Genomic DNA, 13,800 nt, shown 5'->3' with positions numbered 1-13,800 from the left:
GAGGGTTGGGGTGAGGCTAAAAGTTTGTGGAATGAAATATAAAGATAATATAAGTCAAGTTGCAGATTTGCAACCAGATTATCTTGGGTTTATATTTTATAAAAAATCTGCAAGACATTTTGATGGCAACATTCCAGAATTACTAGAATCTATTAAAAAAGTGGGCGTTTTTGTAAATGAAAATTTAGAAGACGTTATCGAACAAATAAATACGCATCAACTTCAGGCAGTTCAATTACATGGGAAAGAATCACCAGAATACTGTTTAAAATTGAGATGTCATTACGAGGAGCAGAGCGACGTGGTAATTTCATCCAAAGAGACAGATCATCATGCTGAACTCATTTCAGCATCTCACAAAAATAACCTGAAGCCAGTTCAAGTTGAGATAATCAAAGTATTCTCAATCAAAGACGAATTCAATTTTGAAGTTTTAAAACCTTATGAAGACGTTTGCGATTATTTTTTATTCGATACGAAAGGAAAATTACCTGGAGGCAATGGTTATACTTTCGATTGGAACGTATTAAATAATTACCCATCAACCAAACCTTTCTTTTTAAGTGGTGGTATTGGTTTAGATCAAATTGAAGATATCAAGAAATTCAAACAAAGTGAGGCTTCAAAGTATTGCTATGCCTTAGATATAAACAGTAAATTCGAAATAGAACCTGGATTGAAAAATATTGAGAAATTAAAAGAGTTTAAAAAACATTTGTCATTCCGCACTTGATGCGGAATCCATTATAAATTATAACTAAAATTAAACAGATTCCCTCCTTCGAGGGAATGACAAAAAATTATGAATTATAACGTAAATGAAAAAGGGTATTACGGTGAATTTGGAGGGGCATACATTCCTGAAATGCTATATCCAAATGTAGAAGAATTACGCCAAAACTACCTTAAAGTGATGGCCGAACCTGAGTTTCAAAAAGAGTTTGATCAACTTTTAAAAGATTATGTGGGACGCCCTTCCCCTCTCTACTTTGCAGCACGCCTTTCAGAAAAATATAAAACTAAAATTTATTTAAAACGAGAGGATTTAAACCATACAGGAGCGCATAAAATAAACAATACTATTGGTCAAATACTCATGGCTAAACGCTTAGGTAAGCATCGTATTATTGCTGAAACCGGGGCAGGGCAACATGGTGTTGCAACGGCTACCGTTTGTGCTTTAATGGGATTGGAATGTATTGTTTACATGGGTGAAATCGATATTAAAAGACAAGCTCCAAATGTAGCCAGAATGAAAATGTTAGGAGCTACTGTGGTACCTGCACTTTCTGGAAGCCGTACCTTAAAAGACGCCACCAACGAAGCTATTCGAGATTGGATCAACAATCCTGTAGACACTCATTATATTATAGGTTCTGCTATCGGACCTCATCCCTATCCGGACATGGTAACCAAATTTCAATCAGTTATTTCAGAAGAGATTAAATGGCAGTTAAAAGAACATGAAGGCAGAGAGAATCCTAATTATGTAGTTGCTTGTATTGGAGGAGGAAGTAATGCAGCTGGAACATATTATCATTATTTACATGAAGACGATGTTAATATTATTGCTGTAGAAGCTGCTGGTTTAGGCATTGATTCCGGTGAAAGTGCTGCAACATCTGTTTTAGGAAAAGAAGGTATTATACATGGTTGTAAAACCTTATTAATGCAAACTAATGATGGTCAAATAACAGAACCCTACTCTATTTCGGCAGGTTTAGATTATCCTGGTGTTGGCCCTATGCATGCACATTTATGCAAAACAGGGCGCGCAGAATTTATGGCAATCACAGATGATGAAGCAATGAAATCCGGATTAGAGCTATGTAAATTAGAAGGTATTATTCCTGCTATAGAAAGCTCTCATGCACTAGCTATTTTCGAACAAAAAACATTTAAACCCGATGATATTGTTGTGGTAAGCTTGTCTGGCCGTGGTGATAAAGATTTAGAAAACTATATAGATTATTTTAATTTTTGATTTTTTGTATTTCCGTGAAGATGGAAATCTTATCATCAAACCATGGACATCCATTATATTTACATATTAACTAATAAAAATCATACGACATTATATATCGGTAGATCAAAACAATTAAAACAACGTTTAATACAACATAAAAATAATAGTTTAAAAAGTTTTACCGGAAAATACAATCTAGACAAGTTAGTTTATTTTGAGACAACCAAATATGTGAATAATTCTATAAAAAGAGAAAGACAAATAAAAAAGTGGAATCGAGAATGGAAAATCAATCTAATAAACAGTATAAACCCTGATTGGAAAGACCTTTCAGAATATATTTAAAAATAAATATTAAACAGATTTCCGCCTTCGCGGAAATGAAAAAACTATTCATTTATAATGAACAGAATAAATCAAAAACTACAAGAAGATAAAAAGTTACTTTCTATATACTTTACAGCAGGTTATCCAGGTATTAATGACACCGTTTCCATCATTCAAGATTTAGAAAAAAATGGGGTTGATATGATCGAAATAGGATTACCTTTTAGTGATCCCTTAGCAGATGGTCCAACCATTCAAGCAAGTTCCACACAAGCTTTAAAAAATGGTATGACAACCGAAGTGCTGTTCGATCAATTAAAAGACATTAGAAAATCGGTTAATATTCCTTTAATTATTATGGGATACTTTAACCCTATGTTCCAATATGGTGTTGAAGCTTTTTGTAAAAAATGTCAAGAGATTGGTATTGATGGTTTAATAATCCCCGATTTACCTGTAGATGTATATCATGAAAAATATCAGACTGTTTTTGAAAAGTATGGCTTAACAAACGTGTTTTTAATAACACCGCAAACCAGTGATGAACGTATTCGCTATATAGATTCCATTTCAAATGGTTTTATTTATATGGTTAGTAGTGCCAGTACAACGGGAGCTAAAGTTGGTTTTGGAAACCAGCAGACCCAGTACTTTGAACGTATTGCAAAAATGAATCTTGACAACCCTCAAATTGTTGGATTTGGCATTAGTAATAATCAAACCTTTACACAAGCGACACAATATGCTAAAGGCGCCATTATTGGAAGTGCATTTGTAAAGTATGTCACCAATGAAAGTATAGACAGTATTGACAAATTTGTCAAGTCTATTTTAAATTAATACCATTTACAAGAGTTAAAGACCGTCAAACCTTTAACTTAATTTTATAATAATAATTACTGCAATTATTTAGCTTAGCAGACAAAATTTTTATAAAATTAAGTAACAAGGCAAAATGGCACAAATAAAAAACCTGAAAAACTATTTCATTTTAGTAATTACTATAAGTATTTGTTTTGGAGTCTCCTCCTGTAATAAAGACTTAAGTAAGAAGTATAAAGAGACAATATTAGATGTCAATATTATTCCAAAACCTGAAAAACTAGTTTCTAAAAAAGGCGCTTTTTTTATTCATGAAAATACTGGTTTGCAAATCAAATCTCAAGATGATAGAATAGCATCAATTGCAGGTTTATTTATTTCTAAGATTAATCAAACTAGCGGATTTAATGTAAAGGTCAATACTGGCGATAATAGCATTAAACTAATTCTTAATAAAGATTTAAAAGAATTAGGAACAGAAGGTTACAAACTAAATGTTTCTAATAAAGAAATTGTACTAGAAGCGTTTGAATCTGCAGGTCTTTTTAATGGTACGCAAACCATCTTACAAATGTTACCTAGTGCCGCACAAAGCTCTACTATTGTTAAAAATGTAGAATGGAAAATGCCTTGTGTTTCAATTGAGGATAAACCCCGTTTTTCTTGGAGAGGTTATATGAAAGATGTTAGTAGAACATTTTACAATATAGATGTTCTAAAAAAATATCTTGATGTGATGGCACTTTATAAAATGAATGTTTTTCATTTACACCTTACCGACGATCAAGGTTGGAGAGTCGAGATTAAGAAATATCCTAAGCTAACAAGCCCTCAATCTACAATTTTCCCAGAAAGGTTTAACCAACCCAAAGAAAGAAGTGGTTATTACACTCAAGAGCAACTAAAAGATTTAGTCGCCTATGCCGCTGTTAGAAATATAACTATTGTACCAGAAATTGATTTACCCGGTCACTGCTGGCCTGCAATGCTTTCTTACCCAGAATTAAGTGTTAATCAAGATACAAACCCTTCTTTTGTTTTTCCTTTTTTAGCATCATGGCGCATGTGGAAAAATCAACGCACACCTAATACTTTCGATCCAACTAACGAAAAAGTATACTCCTTTTTAAATGATGTTTTCGAGGAGTTAACCGCTATATTCCCTTCTAAATACATTCATTTTGGTGGAGATGAAGTACAGTTTAGTGTTTGGGAAGCGTCAAAGCATGTTCAACAATTTATTAAAGAGAAAGGCTTAAAATCTAACAAAGGATTACAATCTTATTTTGTTGCTAGAGTTTGCGATATTATTAAATCCAAAGGAAGACAACCTATTGGATGGAACGATATTTTAGAAGGCGATCACGACCCAATAAGAGGAACAGCTATTATGTCTTGGTTAGGTAGTCATGCCATTAAAGAGGCTGCCGAAAACGGTTTTTATACTGTAGGGACACCTACGGGATATTTATACTTCGATATTACACAAGCCAATAGAAATGATGGTACCATGTCGGACTTAGCTTACCGTAATATTAATTCGTTAGAAAAAATCTATTCTTATGAACCCTCCAAAGGATTAAACGAAACTAACGAACATTATCTTCTAGGGATTCAAGCGAATATGTGGACAGCCATCCCTCAAGAAGTTAAAGATGTGAATGTTCAAAACTTCCCTAGACTTCTTGCTGTTGCAGAAATTGGGTGGATACAAAAAGGAGAAAGAAATTTTAATGATTTTAAAAACCGTTTAGAATCGCACTACTCTAGATTAGATGAACTAAAAGTTGATTATTATAAAGAAGGTGGATACATTTCAGGAAACTGGTCGCCAGAGAAACTTACAACAGAGTTCTCTAATATAGAATGGGATGTGACTAAAAAAGTTTATGCAAATGGAAGAATAATTGCTGGTTTTTTCTACACCAGAGGTGAAAACTTTATGGATATAGAAAAAGTAGAGTTATTAGAAAATGATAAAATAATTTCTACAGACCAACATGAAGGTTTAGCAAATAAATATAGAGGAACAAGTAGAACTAAAACCTTTTTATACCATTTGAAAGTAGACAATTACAACCCTAATTCTAAATATAAAGTAAGAGCATCTGTTAAAGGAAAAGATGGCACAGATTCTCACGGTAATTTCACTTTTAATTTAAGCCCATATAAACCTTTTAGTGCAGTGGAACCTAAATAAAAAAGAAACGAATAAGTTTCATTTTACATTCACACATTAAACTTAAAATAATATATGAGAAAACTATTTTTCCTTTACGCTTTTTTACTTGTTGCACTCTCTTCTATAGGACAAAATGTGAATATCCCAGATAATCAATTTAAAAAAGCCTTATTAAGTTCTAATTGTATAGATAGCGATGGAGATGGAAAACCAGACAGTGATGTAGATATAAACAACGATAATAAAATACAAATTAATGAGATTAAAAACATAGAATTTTTAAATGTTAGTTTTAAAGATATAACTTCTCTAGAAGGAATTCAAGAGTTTGAAAACCTAAAAAAACTATATTGTCATGATAATCAATTAAAAAACTTAGATGTTTCTAAAAACAAAAATCTTGAAGTTTTATATTGTTATGATAATCAAATAACTCATTTAAACCTAAAGAAGAACAAGAATCTTAAAAAGCTAGGGGTTAGAGATAATAAATTAACAAAATTAGACCTTAGTAAAAATAAGAAGCTTGAAGTTTTATATTGCTACAAAAACCTACTTACTAGTTTAAATATTAAAAATGGGAATAATGTAAACATGGGATCTATGTGGTCATACGATAACCCAAATTTGACTTCCATTAAAGTAGACAATGAAAATAACACCTATCCAATCTGTGATAAATCAAATTACAAAGGGTGGTGCAAAGACCCTAATACATCTTATAATAATAAAACCAAATAGACATTTCTTAATTCACTAGTTATAAAAGCAGTAAAGAGGTCTAAAAAGTAAGTTAGATGTCATATTGAGCACTTCGATAAACTCAGTACAGGCTTTGTCGAAATATTTTTAACTTATTGATAATCAATATCGGTTTCGACTGGCTCAACCTGACAAATCAAATTATAAAGACTTTTTAGACCTCTAATATTAAATATAAAGTAAATCATCTATTCATTAACCTCATTGATTTTCGACTAAACATAGTGTACAACTTCTTAATAATTATACCACTAAAAACTTAGGTTTTCTCTAAGTAATACCAAACCTAAAACGTATCTTACAAAAGATAACACAAAATAATATAAATGCCTTTAAACATAGTATTGGTAGAACCTGAAATACCTAATAACACAGGAAACATTGGACGATTAGCTTTAGCTTCTGGCTCACATTTACACCTTGTTAAACCTTTTGGTTTTGAAATTGACGATACGCGATTGAAAAGAGCCGGACTTGACTATTGGCAACATTTATCGGTGACTTATTATGATAGTCTAGATCATTTCTTCCAGAAAAATAAAAATCAAAAAATGGTTTTTCTTTCCAGTCACGGAAATAAAAGCCATTGGGACATTCCTTTTGAAGACCATCTGTTTTTAATCTTTGGAAAAGAATCCGTTGGTTTATCTAAGCCCATTATTGAAGCGAATCAAAATAAGCTCTTTAAAATTCCCTTGTATAGTAAACATGTTAGAAGTTTAAATATAGCAAATGCCGTTAGTATTGTAGTTTATGAGGGGTTAAAACAATTGCAACAGTCCTAGATTAATAAAAAATGAAGTCATACGAAATAAACAATAATCAATTAATATTAAAGGTTAGAAAATCACCTGTTTTTATAAGGTCAGTTATGTTTCTGTTTTCTTTTCTTTTCTTTTTTTCTCCATTGATGGGAATAGCTTTATCGATTTCGATGGGATATCAATTTCATTTTGGTTTTTTAATTTGGATAGGACTATTTGGTCTTATGGGGTTTTACATGCTAAGAATCTCCTTATGGAATACTTATGGCTATGAAACAATTGTTTTTGACAAACAAAAAGTAACTTACCAAGCCAACTACGGTTGGTTTAAAGATGGAAAAAAACTAAAGACATGAACCCTCTAACTTTTTCAATAAAACAAGCTGGTTATGAGGAAGACAAAAAGGGAACTTTAATAATCGGAACTGATGACTCATGTATTCAATGTGTAACAAAAATGTCCATCCTTGAAATTGAAGAATTAATCGAAAAATTAAAAAATGGTTATTAACAATATAACCGATATAGTTCATTAAAACGAAACCATATCTAAGCATTGTACTTAATATCACAATAAAAGTATCAATAAACAAATGACAAAATTCCTGTACTCCTTCTTAACTATTTTATGTCTAATTGGTTGCAACAATAAACATAAAACTGTCGCCTCTCCTGCCAAACCTAATAATATACCTACAATTGTATATAGCTTAAATCCAGATTATGTAACTCTATATAACAAAGCGTGGGACTTGGCAAAGGAACATGTTAAAAGTTTTGATGGGCTTGCCCAGAGCCCATATATAGATGAGGCTTTTGATGAAAACACAATATGGATTTGGGATACTGCATTTATGCTTCATTTCTTTAAATATGCCTCACATAATTTTCCAGCGATAGAGTCTTTAAGTAATTTCTATGCGCCTATACATGATAATTTAGAAATTCCGTTAAGAATAGAAATTCCGGACAATCCTCCTTTATTTGCTTGGACAGAATATGATTTTTATAAGTTTTCTAGTGATACAAAACATGTTAAAAAACTACTCTATGAAAAAGAATACCTGCAAAAACATTTTGAGTGGTTTGATACTGTGTCAAAAGGAACTATAATCGCTAATAGCGCCAAAACATGGATTAAAAAAGACCCTAACGGTTACCTATGGGAAGGAGGTCGTAGTGGTATGGATAACACTCCTAGAGGAAGAAAAGGGGTATCTGCAAAAAAAAATCGTCCCAATAATCCTGATATGCTTTGGGTTGATGCCATTGCGCAACAAGGTCTTAGTGCTTTAAATATTTATAAATTATTTACAAGTTTGGGAGATAATGTGCAGGCAAATATATGGAAATCAAAATATGATGTGATTAAACAAAAAGTTAATAAGCTTTATTGGGATGAAGAGGATGGCATTTATTACGACATAAATAAAAATACATTGGAGCCAATGAAATTAATTACTCCAGCGTCTTATTGGCCAATGCTTGCTGAAATGTGCGACAGCACACAAGCCGAAAGAATGGTAAAGCATATTAAAAATCCTGAAACCTTAGGAGGAAGAGTCCCTTGGACTACAGTTCCTCGAAACGATATAGATTTTGATCCTAGAGGAGGGTATTGGAGAGGTTCAGTATGGCTGCCAACTGCTTATATGGGAATAAAAGCAATTCAAAAATACGGCTATTTTGAATTAGCACATGCTAATTCCCTAGCTATAATTGATCATATGTCAAAGACATACCAACAATATACACCACATACGATATGGGAATGCTACAGTCCAACTGAACCAAAACCAGCACAAACAATTCATGATAATGATGTAAGACCTGACTTTTGTGGTTGGTCTGCATTAGGCCCCATTTCTCTAATGATTGAAAACGTTATTGGTTTTTACGACATCAATGCTCAAAATAAAACGGTAAAATGGAATCTACATAAAGAAGGCATTCAAGGAATAAAAAACCTTGTTTTTGGAGAAGTAATTGCCGACATAATCTATGAAAATGGTATCGTAAAAGTAAAAGCAAACAATAAATTCACTCTAATAGTTAATGAGATCAATTACACTGTAAATGAAGGGATAAATAGTTTTAAATTATAAAAGAACATGATGTCTTCAGAGTATAACAATAAATAATAATTGCGCAAATATCTAAAAATCAACTATTTATTTTTTCTTTCGTAGCATGTCCAAATACATAGCTTCTACTTTTGTCCTTGCCCAAGGTGTACGCCTCAAAAACTTTAAACTCGATTTTACCGAAGGGTTATCAGTGAAGCATCTAATTTTAACGGTGTACCCCATATATTCCCAACCATAATGCGCCACCAAATCGTTAATGATCTGTTCCAGTTTTATACCATGTAACGGGTTATTGGGTTGTACCTCCATAAAGCTTATTCTACCAAACTCTTAATCTTTACAGCTTTCTCAAAATGATCTAGCTTATGCTCCATAATCCACCAGCTTGCAGCCTCCATAAGTAACTCTGGGTTATCATTTTTATTGGCGAAAAAAGCATAAAAAGACAAACCAACATTTGGACCTTTCTGTGCTATTTTTTTATCGCAAACCTCAATAATTTTATCTTTTAGAATTTTCTTCATGATAACTAATTTCTTCTATCGTTATTGCGCCTGTCATTAGGTCTCTTGGAACGTCTGGAATTATTACTTTTTTGGCCACTTCCCTTTGAATTTCTAGAACCAGAATGGCTTCTGGATCTGTTTCTACCACCACCTTGTTGTCTTTTTTCTGGAACTGTTGAAGCATTAGGATCGGGTTCAAAACCTTCAATAATTTCTACAGGAAGTTTCATGTCTATCAATTTTTCAATATCCCGCAAGTAAGTTGTTTCATCGGCACTTACTAACGACAAAGCTTCTCCCTTAGCTCCTGCTCGACCTGTTCTTCCTATTCTATGCACATAATCTTCAGAAATATTAGGCAGTTCAAAATTTATCACATGTGGTAACAATGGAATATCCAATCCCCTAGCTGCAATATCTGTTGCTACTAAAACACGAATGCTACCATTTTTAAAACCTGCCAATGCTTTTGTTCTGGCACCTTGACTTTTGTTTCCATGTATAGCGGCTGCACTAATATTAGCACTTATCATCTTTTTACAAAGCTTATTTGCGCCATGTTTAGTACGTGTAAAAACAAGCACTTGTTTCCAATTACCGTCAGAAATTAATTTAATAATTAACCCTGTCTTTAAACCTTTGGCAACACGATATACTTTCTGATTAATAGCCTCAACAGTGGTGTTCTCCGGTGTGGCTTCCACCTGCACCGGATGCTGTAAAATACCATGTGCTAATTTCTTTATATCTTTTGAAAATGTTGCAGAAAACATCAAATTTTGTCTTCTCGTTGGTATCATTTTTATAACACGCTCAATATCACGTAAAAACCCCATGTCTAACATGCGATCAGCTTCATCTAAAACAAAAATCTCGATCCTTTTTAGGGATAACAAGCCTTGATTTTCTAAATCTAATAAACGTCCCGGGGTTGCCACCAAAATATCAACACCCTGACGAATCCTTGCTACCTGTGGTTTTTGATTTACACCTCCAAAAATAACGGCACTTCTTAGGTTTAAAAACTCACTATACTCTCTAACATTAGCATACACTTGTGCTGCCAATTCTCTTGTTGGCGTTAAAATTAAAGCACGTATTGGTCTATATTTTTGCTTCGGGTTTTCAGAAAGTAAATGTAAAAGTGGTAATGTAAAGCCAGCCGTTTTTCCTGTGCCGGTTTGAGCAGATGCCAAAACATCTTTTCCTTCTAAAATAGGTGGAATCGCTTTTTGTTGTATAGGTGATGGTGTTGTATATCCCTTTTTGCTAATCGCTTTTAGCAAGGCTTGAGATAAGCCTAATGAGTTAAATGACATATAAATTGTTTGGCTAGCCCTATTTATAGGGAATGTGAGATGACCATATAATAAATTAATACACCATCCCTTTAATTAAAGCGCAAATGTACAGCTAATTTTTGCCATCTCCCTTTAATTATTGATTTTAAAAGAAAAACGACTAACTTCGTGCTCCGTTTAAAATATTAAAATTTAATATGAAAAAAATCACATTACTATTAGGATGCTTAATCCTCTTAACTTCAAGTTGTTCTAACAAAAAAAATGCATCTATGTTAAGTTATATTGAAGAACCTCATTCTTTTTCTCAACCAAACAAAGCTGCTATTACACACCTCGATTTAGATATTAGTGTAGATTTTGATAATGAAATAATACATGGTAAAGCATCCTATTCAATTAAAAATAATAAGGCATCACAAATTATTCTGGATTCAAAATTTTTAACCATTGAACATGTGCAAGCAGATGGTAAAGACACTTCATTTTCTTTAGGTGATTTTGATGAGCAATTGGGAAGTCCTTTAAAAATTGATATCAACAGTGATACGAAACATATTACTATTTTTTATAAAACCACTCATAAAACAGAAGCGTTGCAATGGTTAAAACCTCAGCAAACAGCTGATAAAAGACATCCTTTTTTATTCACACAGGGACAAGCTATTTTAACACGAACCTGGATTCCTATTCAAGACAGTCCACAAATTAGAATTACTTATAACGCAAAAGTGCAAGTCCCTTCTCAATTAATGGCGGTTATGAGTGCCGAAAACCCCAAAACAAAAACACCAGACGGCCATTACACCTTTAAAATGGCACAACCAATTTCTCCTTACTTAATTGCACTTGCTGTTGGAGATATTGAATATAAAGCCATTAGTAACCGAACTGGGATTTATGCTGAAAAATCTATGGTAGAAAAAGCACATTATGAATTTTCGGACATGGAAAACATGGTGGTTTCTGCCGAAGCGTTATATGGGACCTATGCCTGGGAACAATTTGATGTGATTATTTTACCTCCTAGTTTCCCTTTTGGGGGTATGGAAAATCCACGATTAACCTTTGCAACGCCTACAGTCATTGCAGGAGATAAAAGCTTAACATCACTTATTGCGCATGAATTAGCACACTCCTGGTCCGGAAATTTGGTAACCAATGCCACCTGGGATGATTTTTGGCTTAACGAAGGTTTTACTGTATACTTTGAAATGCGCATTATGGAAGCGCTTTACGGTAAAGATAGAGCCAATATGCTAGCTCGTATTGGGAGACAAGATTTAGAAGAAGAAATAGAGGGCTTTAAAGAGTCTCCCGATGATACAAAGCTGAAACTAAATTTAAAAGGCCGTAACCCTGATGATGGTATGAATAGTATTGCCTACGATAAAGGGTATCTCTTTTTAAGAACATTAGAAGAAAGAGCTGGTCGCGAAAAATTTGATGTTTTCTTAAAAAGTTATTTTCAAAAACATGCATTTTCAACAATCAATACCGAAAAATTCATTACGTTTTTAAATGAAAACTTATTAGAAAAGCATAATATAACCTTTAATACAGACGAGTGGGTTTATACTGCGGGCATCCCTGATAATCAAGCTATCATTTCTTCTGATAAATTCGAAACGGTTGAAAAAACAATTCAGCAGTTTGTTAAAACAAATATGATAGATAAAACACTTACTAAAGATTGGACAACTCAAGAGTGGGTGCACTTTGTTCGAAATTTCCCTGATGATATTAAAACAGAACATTTAGCTATGATTGATGAAGTTTTCAATTTAACCAACTCTAATAATTCATACATCGCCATGGTTTGGTATGAACAAGCTATTAATCATAATTATCACGGAAATAATGTTGATACTAAAATTGAAGATTTTTTAATTAAAGTGGGTAGACGTTGGTATGTTTCTACCATTTACAAAGCCTTTAAAAGGAATGGCAAAACAGATGTTGCTTTAGCTATTTATAATAAAGCCAGACCGAATTATCATTCAGTAACAACTAATACCATTGATAATTTATTGGGTTTTATACAGGGTAAATAATAATTGATATTATATGCTAGTTGTCAGCTCTTTGTCATTTCGAACACAGTAAGAAATTCCATAATCCATAATAGTCAAACTTGGGTAATGCAATACCTCAATCGTACCTCATTCGACATGACGGCTGACTAGTAAATAAGTGTTGTTCAAAGAAATTCACGATACTGCATAACCCTAAAATCAAACGTATTGAATTTCGGGTTTTTGGCTTTTAATTGCTTGTACAAAGGAATTCTGCTTATTGAAATATTAGCAGCACCAGAACCCGAAGTTAAAGACACTGTTTTGATAATTCTTAATGAAGTTTCAACTGCCTGCCCATCCGGCAGGCGGGCGCTCAACCTAACAGGTAGTTCAAATTGGTGAATTCTAGGAATCTCGTTATTCACCAATTCTAATTTTATTTTATAATCTCTTATATGCTTTCTAAAAAAGTATTCTGGGCCATTTTTACTGTTTCCGCCTGTAAATAACACGGTATCTATAGTTGGGTATTGCTTTAAATATCCAACAACATCTCGAAGTTTTATGTTTTGCATTCCTAAATCGGACGCATCAATTTTTTCACGTTCTGCACTTTCAACAATATCGCAAACGCCTATTTTATTTTTAATTAAAAACTGTTTACGTTGTTCAATAGCTTCTTGCGAGTTATCGTAACGTAAATTTAAATCATGAATTTTATCAATAAATAACCACAACGAATTGTAATAACTACCATAACAAAAATCAACGTCCTTTTCTAAAAGCTCTCCCGTTGAAAATCGTGGAGGTGGTAAGGTTCCAACGATGAGCTTAGTCGTATCGCTTTGTATAAATGGTTTGTATGGGTGTCTGTGTTTAAACATCTTCATTCCCGCCTTTCGTCTCCGCTCAAGATAAACTGCGGCGGGAATCTTTTAAATTTTTATTCAATTCATAATCGATTCGCATCACACCCTGACTTCTTTTTAAGCTCTAATAAGAAGTCTCTAAATATTTATTACAAGGGATTCAGTCAAATGATTTCTTAAAAGTAATAAAATCGGT

General features: G+C 33.0%; 15 protein-coding genes. 11 read left to right on the top strand and 4 right to left on the bottom strand.

What is annotated here, in order from left to right:
• Positions 1 to 10 precede the first annotated feature (10 nt).
• From Q4Q47_RS13955 to Q4Q47_RS13910, 10 genes are all read left to right on the top strand, one after another.
• Positions 11 to 733 (top strand): phosphoribosylanthranilate isomerase, encoded by a 723-nt coding sequence (locus Q4Q47_RS13955; protein ID WP_303308477.1) that lies wholly within the window; start codon positions 11 to 13, stop codon positions 731 to 733.
• A 69-nt stretch (positions 734 to 802) separates the two neighbouring features.
• Positions 803 to 1,984, top strand: a complete 1,182-nt coding sequence (gene trpB, locus Q4Q47_RS13950; RefSeq protein ID WP_303307260.1) for a tryptophan synthase subunit beta — start codon at positions 803 to 805, stop codon at positions 1,982 to 1,984.
• A gap of 42 nt (positions 1,985 to 2,026) precedes the next feature.
• Complete coding sequence (locus Q4Q47_RS13945; protein WP_303307259.1) at positions 2,027 to 2,311, top strand: GIY-YIG nuclease family protein; 285 nt, start codon at positions 2,027 to 2,029, stop codon at positions 2,309 to 2,311.
• Between the two features lie 57 nt (positions 2,312 to 2,368).
• Entirely contained in the window at positions 2,369 to 3,133 is a 765-nt protein-coding gene (gene trpA / locus Q4Q47_RS13940; protein ID WP_303307258.1) for a tryptophan synthase subunit alpha, read from the top strand.
• Between the two features lie 115 nt (positions 3,134 to 3,248).
• Positions 3,249 to 5,315, top strand: a complete 2,067-nt coding sequence (locus tag Q4Q47_RS13935) for a beta-N-acetylhexosaminidase (protein ID WP_303307257.1) — start codon at positions 3,249 to 3,251, stop codon at positions 5,313 to 5,315.
• Positions 5,316 to 5,369: 54 nt separating this feature from the next.
• On the top strand, positions 5,370 to 6,038 hold the full coding sequence (locus Q4Q47_RS13930) for a leucine-rich repeat domain-containing protein (RefSeq protein ID WP_303307256.1): 669 nt from the start codon (positions 5,370 to 5,372) through the stop codon (positions 6,036 to 6,038).
• 347 nt (positions 6,039 to 6,385) lie between these two features.
• Complete coding sequence (locus Q4Q47_RS13925) at positions 6,386 to 6,844, top strand: tRNA (cytidine(34)-2'-O)-methyltransferase (protein WP_303307255.1); 459 nt, start codon at positions 6,386 to 6,388, stop codon at positions 6,842 to 6,844.
• A gap of 11 nt (positions 6,845 to 6,855) precedes the next feature.
• A complete protein-coding gene (locus Q4Q47_RS13920; protein WP_303307254.1) occupies positions 6,856 to 7,179 on the top strand; it encodes a hypothetical protein in 324 nt (107 codons plus the stop codon).
• Positions 7,176 to 7,334: a hypothetical protein gene (locus Q4Q47_RS13915; protein ID WP_303307253.1), complete on the top strand. Its 159-nt coding sequence runs from the start codon at positions 7,176 to 7,178 to the stop codon at positions 7,332 to 7,334. Before Q4Q47_RS13920 ends, Q4Q47_RS13915 begins: the two co-directional genes overlap by 4 nt.
• Before the next feature lie 82 nt (positions 7,335 to 7,416).
• Positions 7,417 to 8,928 carry an MGH1-like glycoside hydrolase domain-containing protein gene (locus Q4Q47_RS13910; RefSeq protein WP_303307252.1) on the top strand — a complete coding sequence of 504 codons (1,512 nt, stop codon included), beginning with the start codon at positions 7,417 to 7,419 and terminating at the stop codon, positions 8,926 to 8,928.
• Between the two features lie 66 nt (positions 8,929 to 8,994).
• Here Q4Q47_RS13910 and Q4Q47_RS13905 read toward each other — a convergent pair whose 3' ends face one another.
• Genes Q4Q47_RS13905 through Q4Q47_RS13895 form a run of 3 tightly spaced genes read right to left on the bottom strand, consistent with a single transcriptional unit; the run spans position 8,995 to position 10,735 of the window.
• Complete coding sequence (locus tag Q4Q47_RS13905; RefSeq protein WP_303307251.1) at positions 8,995 to 9,219, bottom strand: VF530 family protein; 225 nt, start codon at positions 9,217 to 9,219, stop codon at positions 8,995 to 8,997.
• A 5-nt stretch (positions 9,220 to 9,224) separates the two neighbouring features.
• Positions 9,225 to 9,434: a DUF6500 family protein gene (locus Q4Q47_RS13900; protein WP_303307250.1), complete on the bottom strand. Its 210-nt coding sequence runs from the start codon at positions 9,432 to 9,434 to the stop codon at positions 9,225 to 9,227.
• Between the two features lie 5 nt (positions 9,435 to 9,439).
• On the bottom strand, positions 9,440 to 10,735 hold the full coding sequence (locus Q4Q47_RS13895) for a DEAD/DEAH box helicase (protein ID WP_303307249.1): 1,296 nt from the start codon (positions 10,733 to 10,735) through the stop codon (positions 9,440 to 9,442).
• Positions 10,736 to 10,914: 179 nt separating this feature from the next.
• Between Q4Q47_RS13895 and Q4Q47_RS13890 the strand changes: the two genes are divergently transcribed.
• Positions 10,915 to 12,771: a hydrolase/aminopeptidase gene (locus Q4Q47_RS13890; RefSeq protein ID WP_303307248.1), complete on the top strand. Its 1,857-nt coding sequence runs from the start codon at positions 10,915 to 10,917 to the stop codon at positions 12,769 to 12,771.
• A gap of 146 nt (positions 12,772 to 12,917) precedes the next feature.
• Here Q4Q47_RS13890 and Q4Q47_RS13885 read toward each other — a convergent pair whose 3' ends face one another.
• Positions 12,918 to 13,619: a uracil-DNA glycosylase family protein gene (locus Q4Q47_RS13885; protein ID WP_303307247.1), complete on the bottom strand. Its 702-nt coding sequence runs from the start codon at positions 13,617 to 13,619 to the stop codon at positions 12,918 to 12,920.
• Between the last annotated feature and the right edge of the window lie 181 nt (positions 13,620 to 13,800).

Origin of the sequence: Flavivirga spongiicola (assembly GCF_030540825.1) — a bacterium.
Lineage (GTDB): Bacteria > Bacteroidota > Bacteroidia > Flavobacteriales > Flavobacteriaceae > Flavivirga > Flavivirga spongiicola.
The sequence above is the reverse complement of the archived record's forward strand: the minus strand, read 5'-3'. Positions and strand labels throughout refer to the sequence as shown.

Excerpts from the sequence above, each read along its gene's own strand:
- trpB (WP_303307260.1), top strand. The coding sequence starts at position 803 with ATGAATTATAACGTAAATGAAAAAGGGTATTACGGTGAATTTGGAGGG.
- Q4Q47_RS13945 (WP_303307259.1), top strand. The coding sequence starts at position 2,027 with ATGGACATCCATTATATTTACATATTAACTAATAAAAATCATACGACA.
- trpA (WP_303307258.1), top strand. The coding sequence starts at position 2,369 with ATGAACAGAATAAATCAAAAACTACAAGAAGATAAAAAGTTACTTTCT.
- Q4Q47_RS13935 (WP_303307257.1), top strand. The coding sequence starts at position 3,249 with ATGGCACAAATAAAAAACCTGAAAAACTATTTCATTTTAGTAATTACT.
- Q4Q47_RS13930 (WP_303307256.1), top strand. The coding sequence starts at position 5,370 with ATGAGAAAACTATTTTTCCTTTACGCTTTTTTACTTGTTGCACTCTCT.
- Q4Q47_RS13925 (WP_303307255.1), top strand. The coding sequence starts at position 6,386 with ATGCCTTTAAACATAGTATTGGTAGAACCTGAAATACCTAATAACACA.
- Q4Q47_RS13920 (WP_303307254.1), top strand. The coding sequence starts at position 6,856 with ATGAAGTCATACGAAATAAACAATAATCAATTAATATTAAAGGTTAGA.
- Q4Q47_RS13915 (WP_303307253.1), top strand. The coding sequence starts at position 7,176 with ATGAACCCTCTAACTTTTTCAATAAAACAAGCTGGTTATGAGGAAGAC.
- Q4Q47_RS13910 (WP_303307252.1), top strand. The coding sequence starts at position 7,417 with ATGACAAAATTCCTGTACTCCTTCTTAACTATTTTATGTCTAATTGGT.
- Q4Q47_RS13905 (WP_303307251.1), bottom strand. The coding sequence starts at position 9,219 with ATGGAGGTACAACCCAATAACCCGTTACATGGTATAAAACTGGAACAG.
- Q4Q47_RS13900 (WP_303307250.1), bottom strand. The coding sequence starts at position 9,434 with ATGAAGAAAATTCTAAAAGATAAAATTATTGAGGTTTGCGATAAAAAA.
- Q4Q47_RS13895 (WP_303307249.1), bottom strand. The coding sequence starts at position 10,735 with ATGTCATTTAACTCATTAGGCTTATCTCAAGCCTTGCTAAAAGCGATT.
- Q4Q47_RS13890 (WP_303307248.1), top strand. The coding sequence starts at position 10,915 with ATGAAAAAAATCACATTACTATTAGGATGCTTAATCCTCTTAACTTCA.
- Q4Q47_RS13885 (WP_303307247.1), bottom strand. The coding sequence starts at position 13,619 with ATGTTTAAACACAGACACCCATACAAACCATTTATACAAAGCGATACG.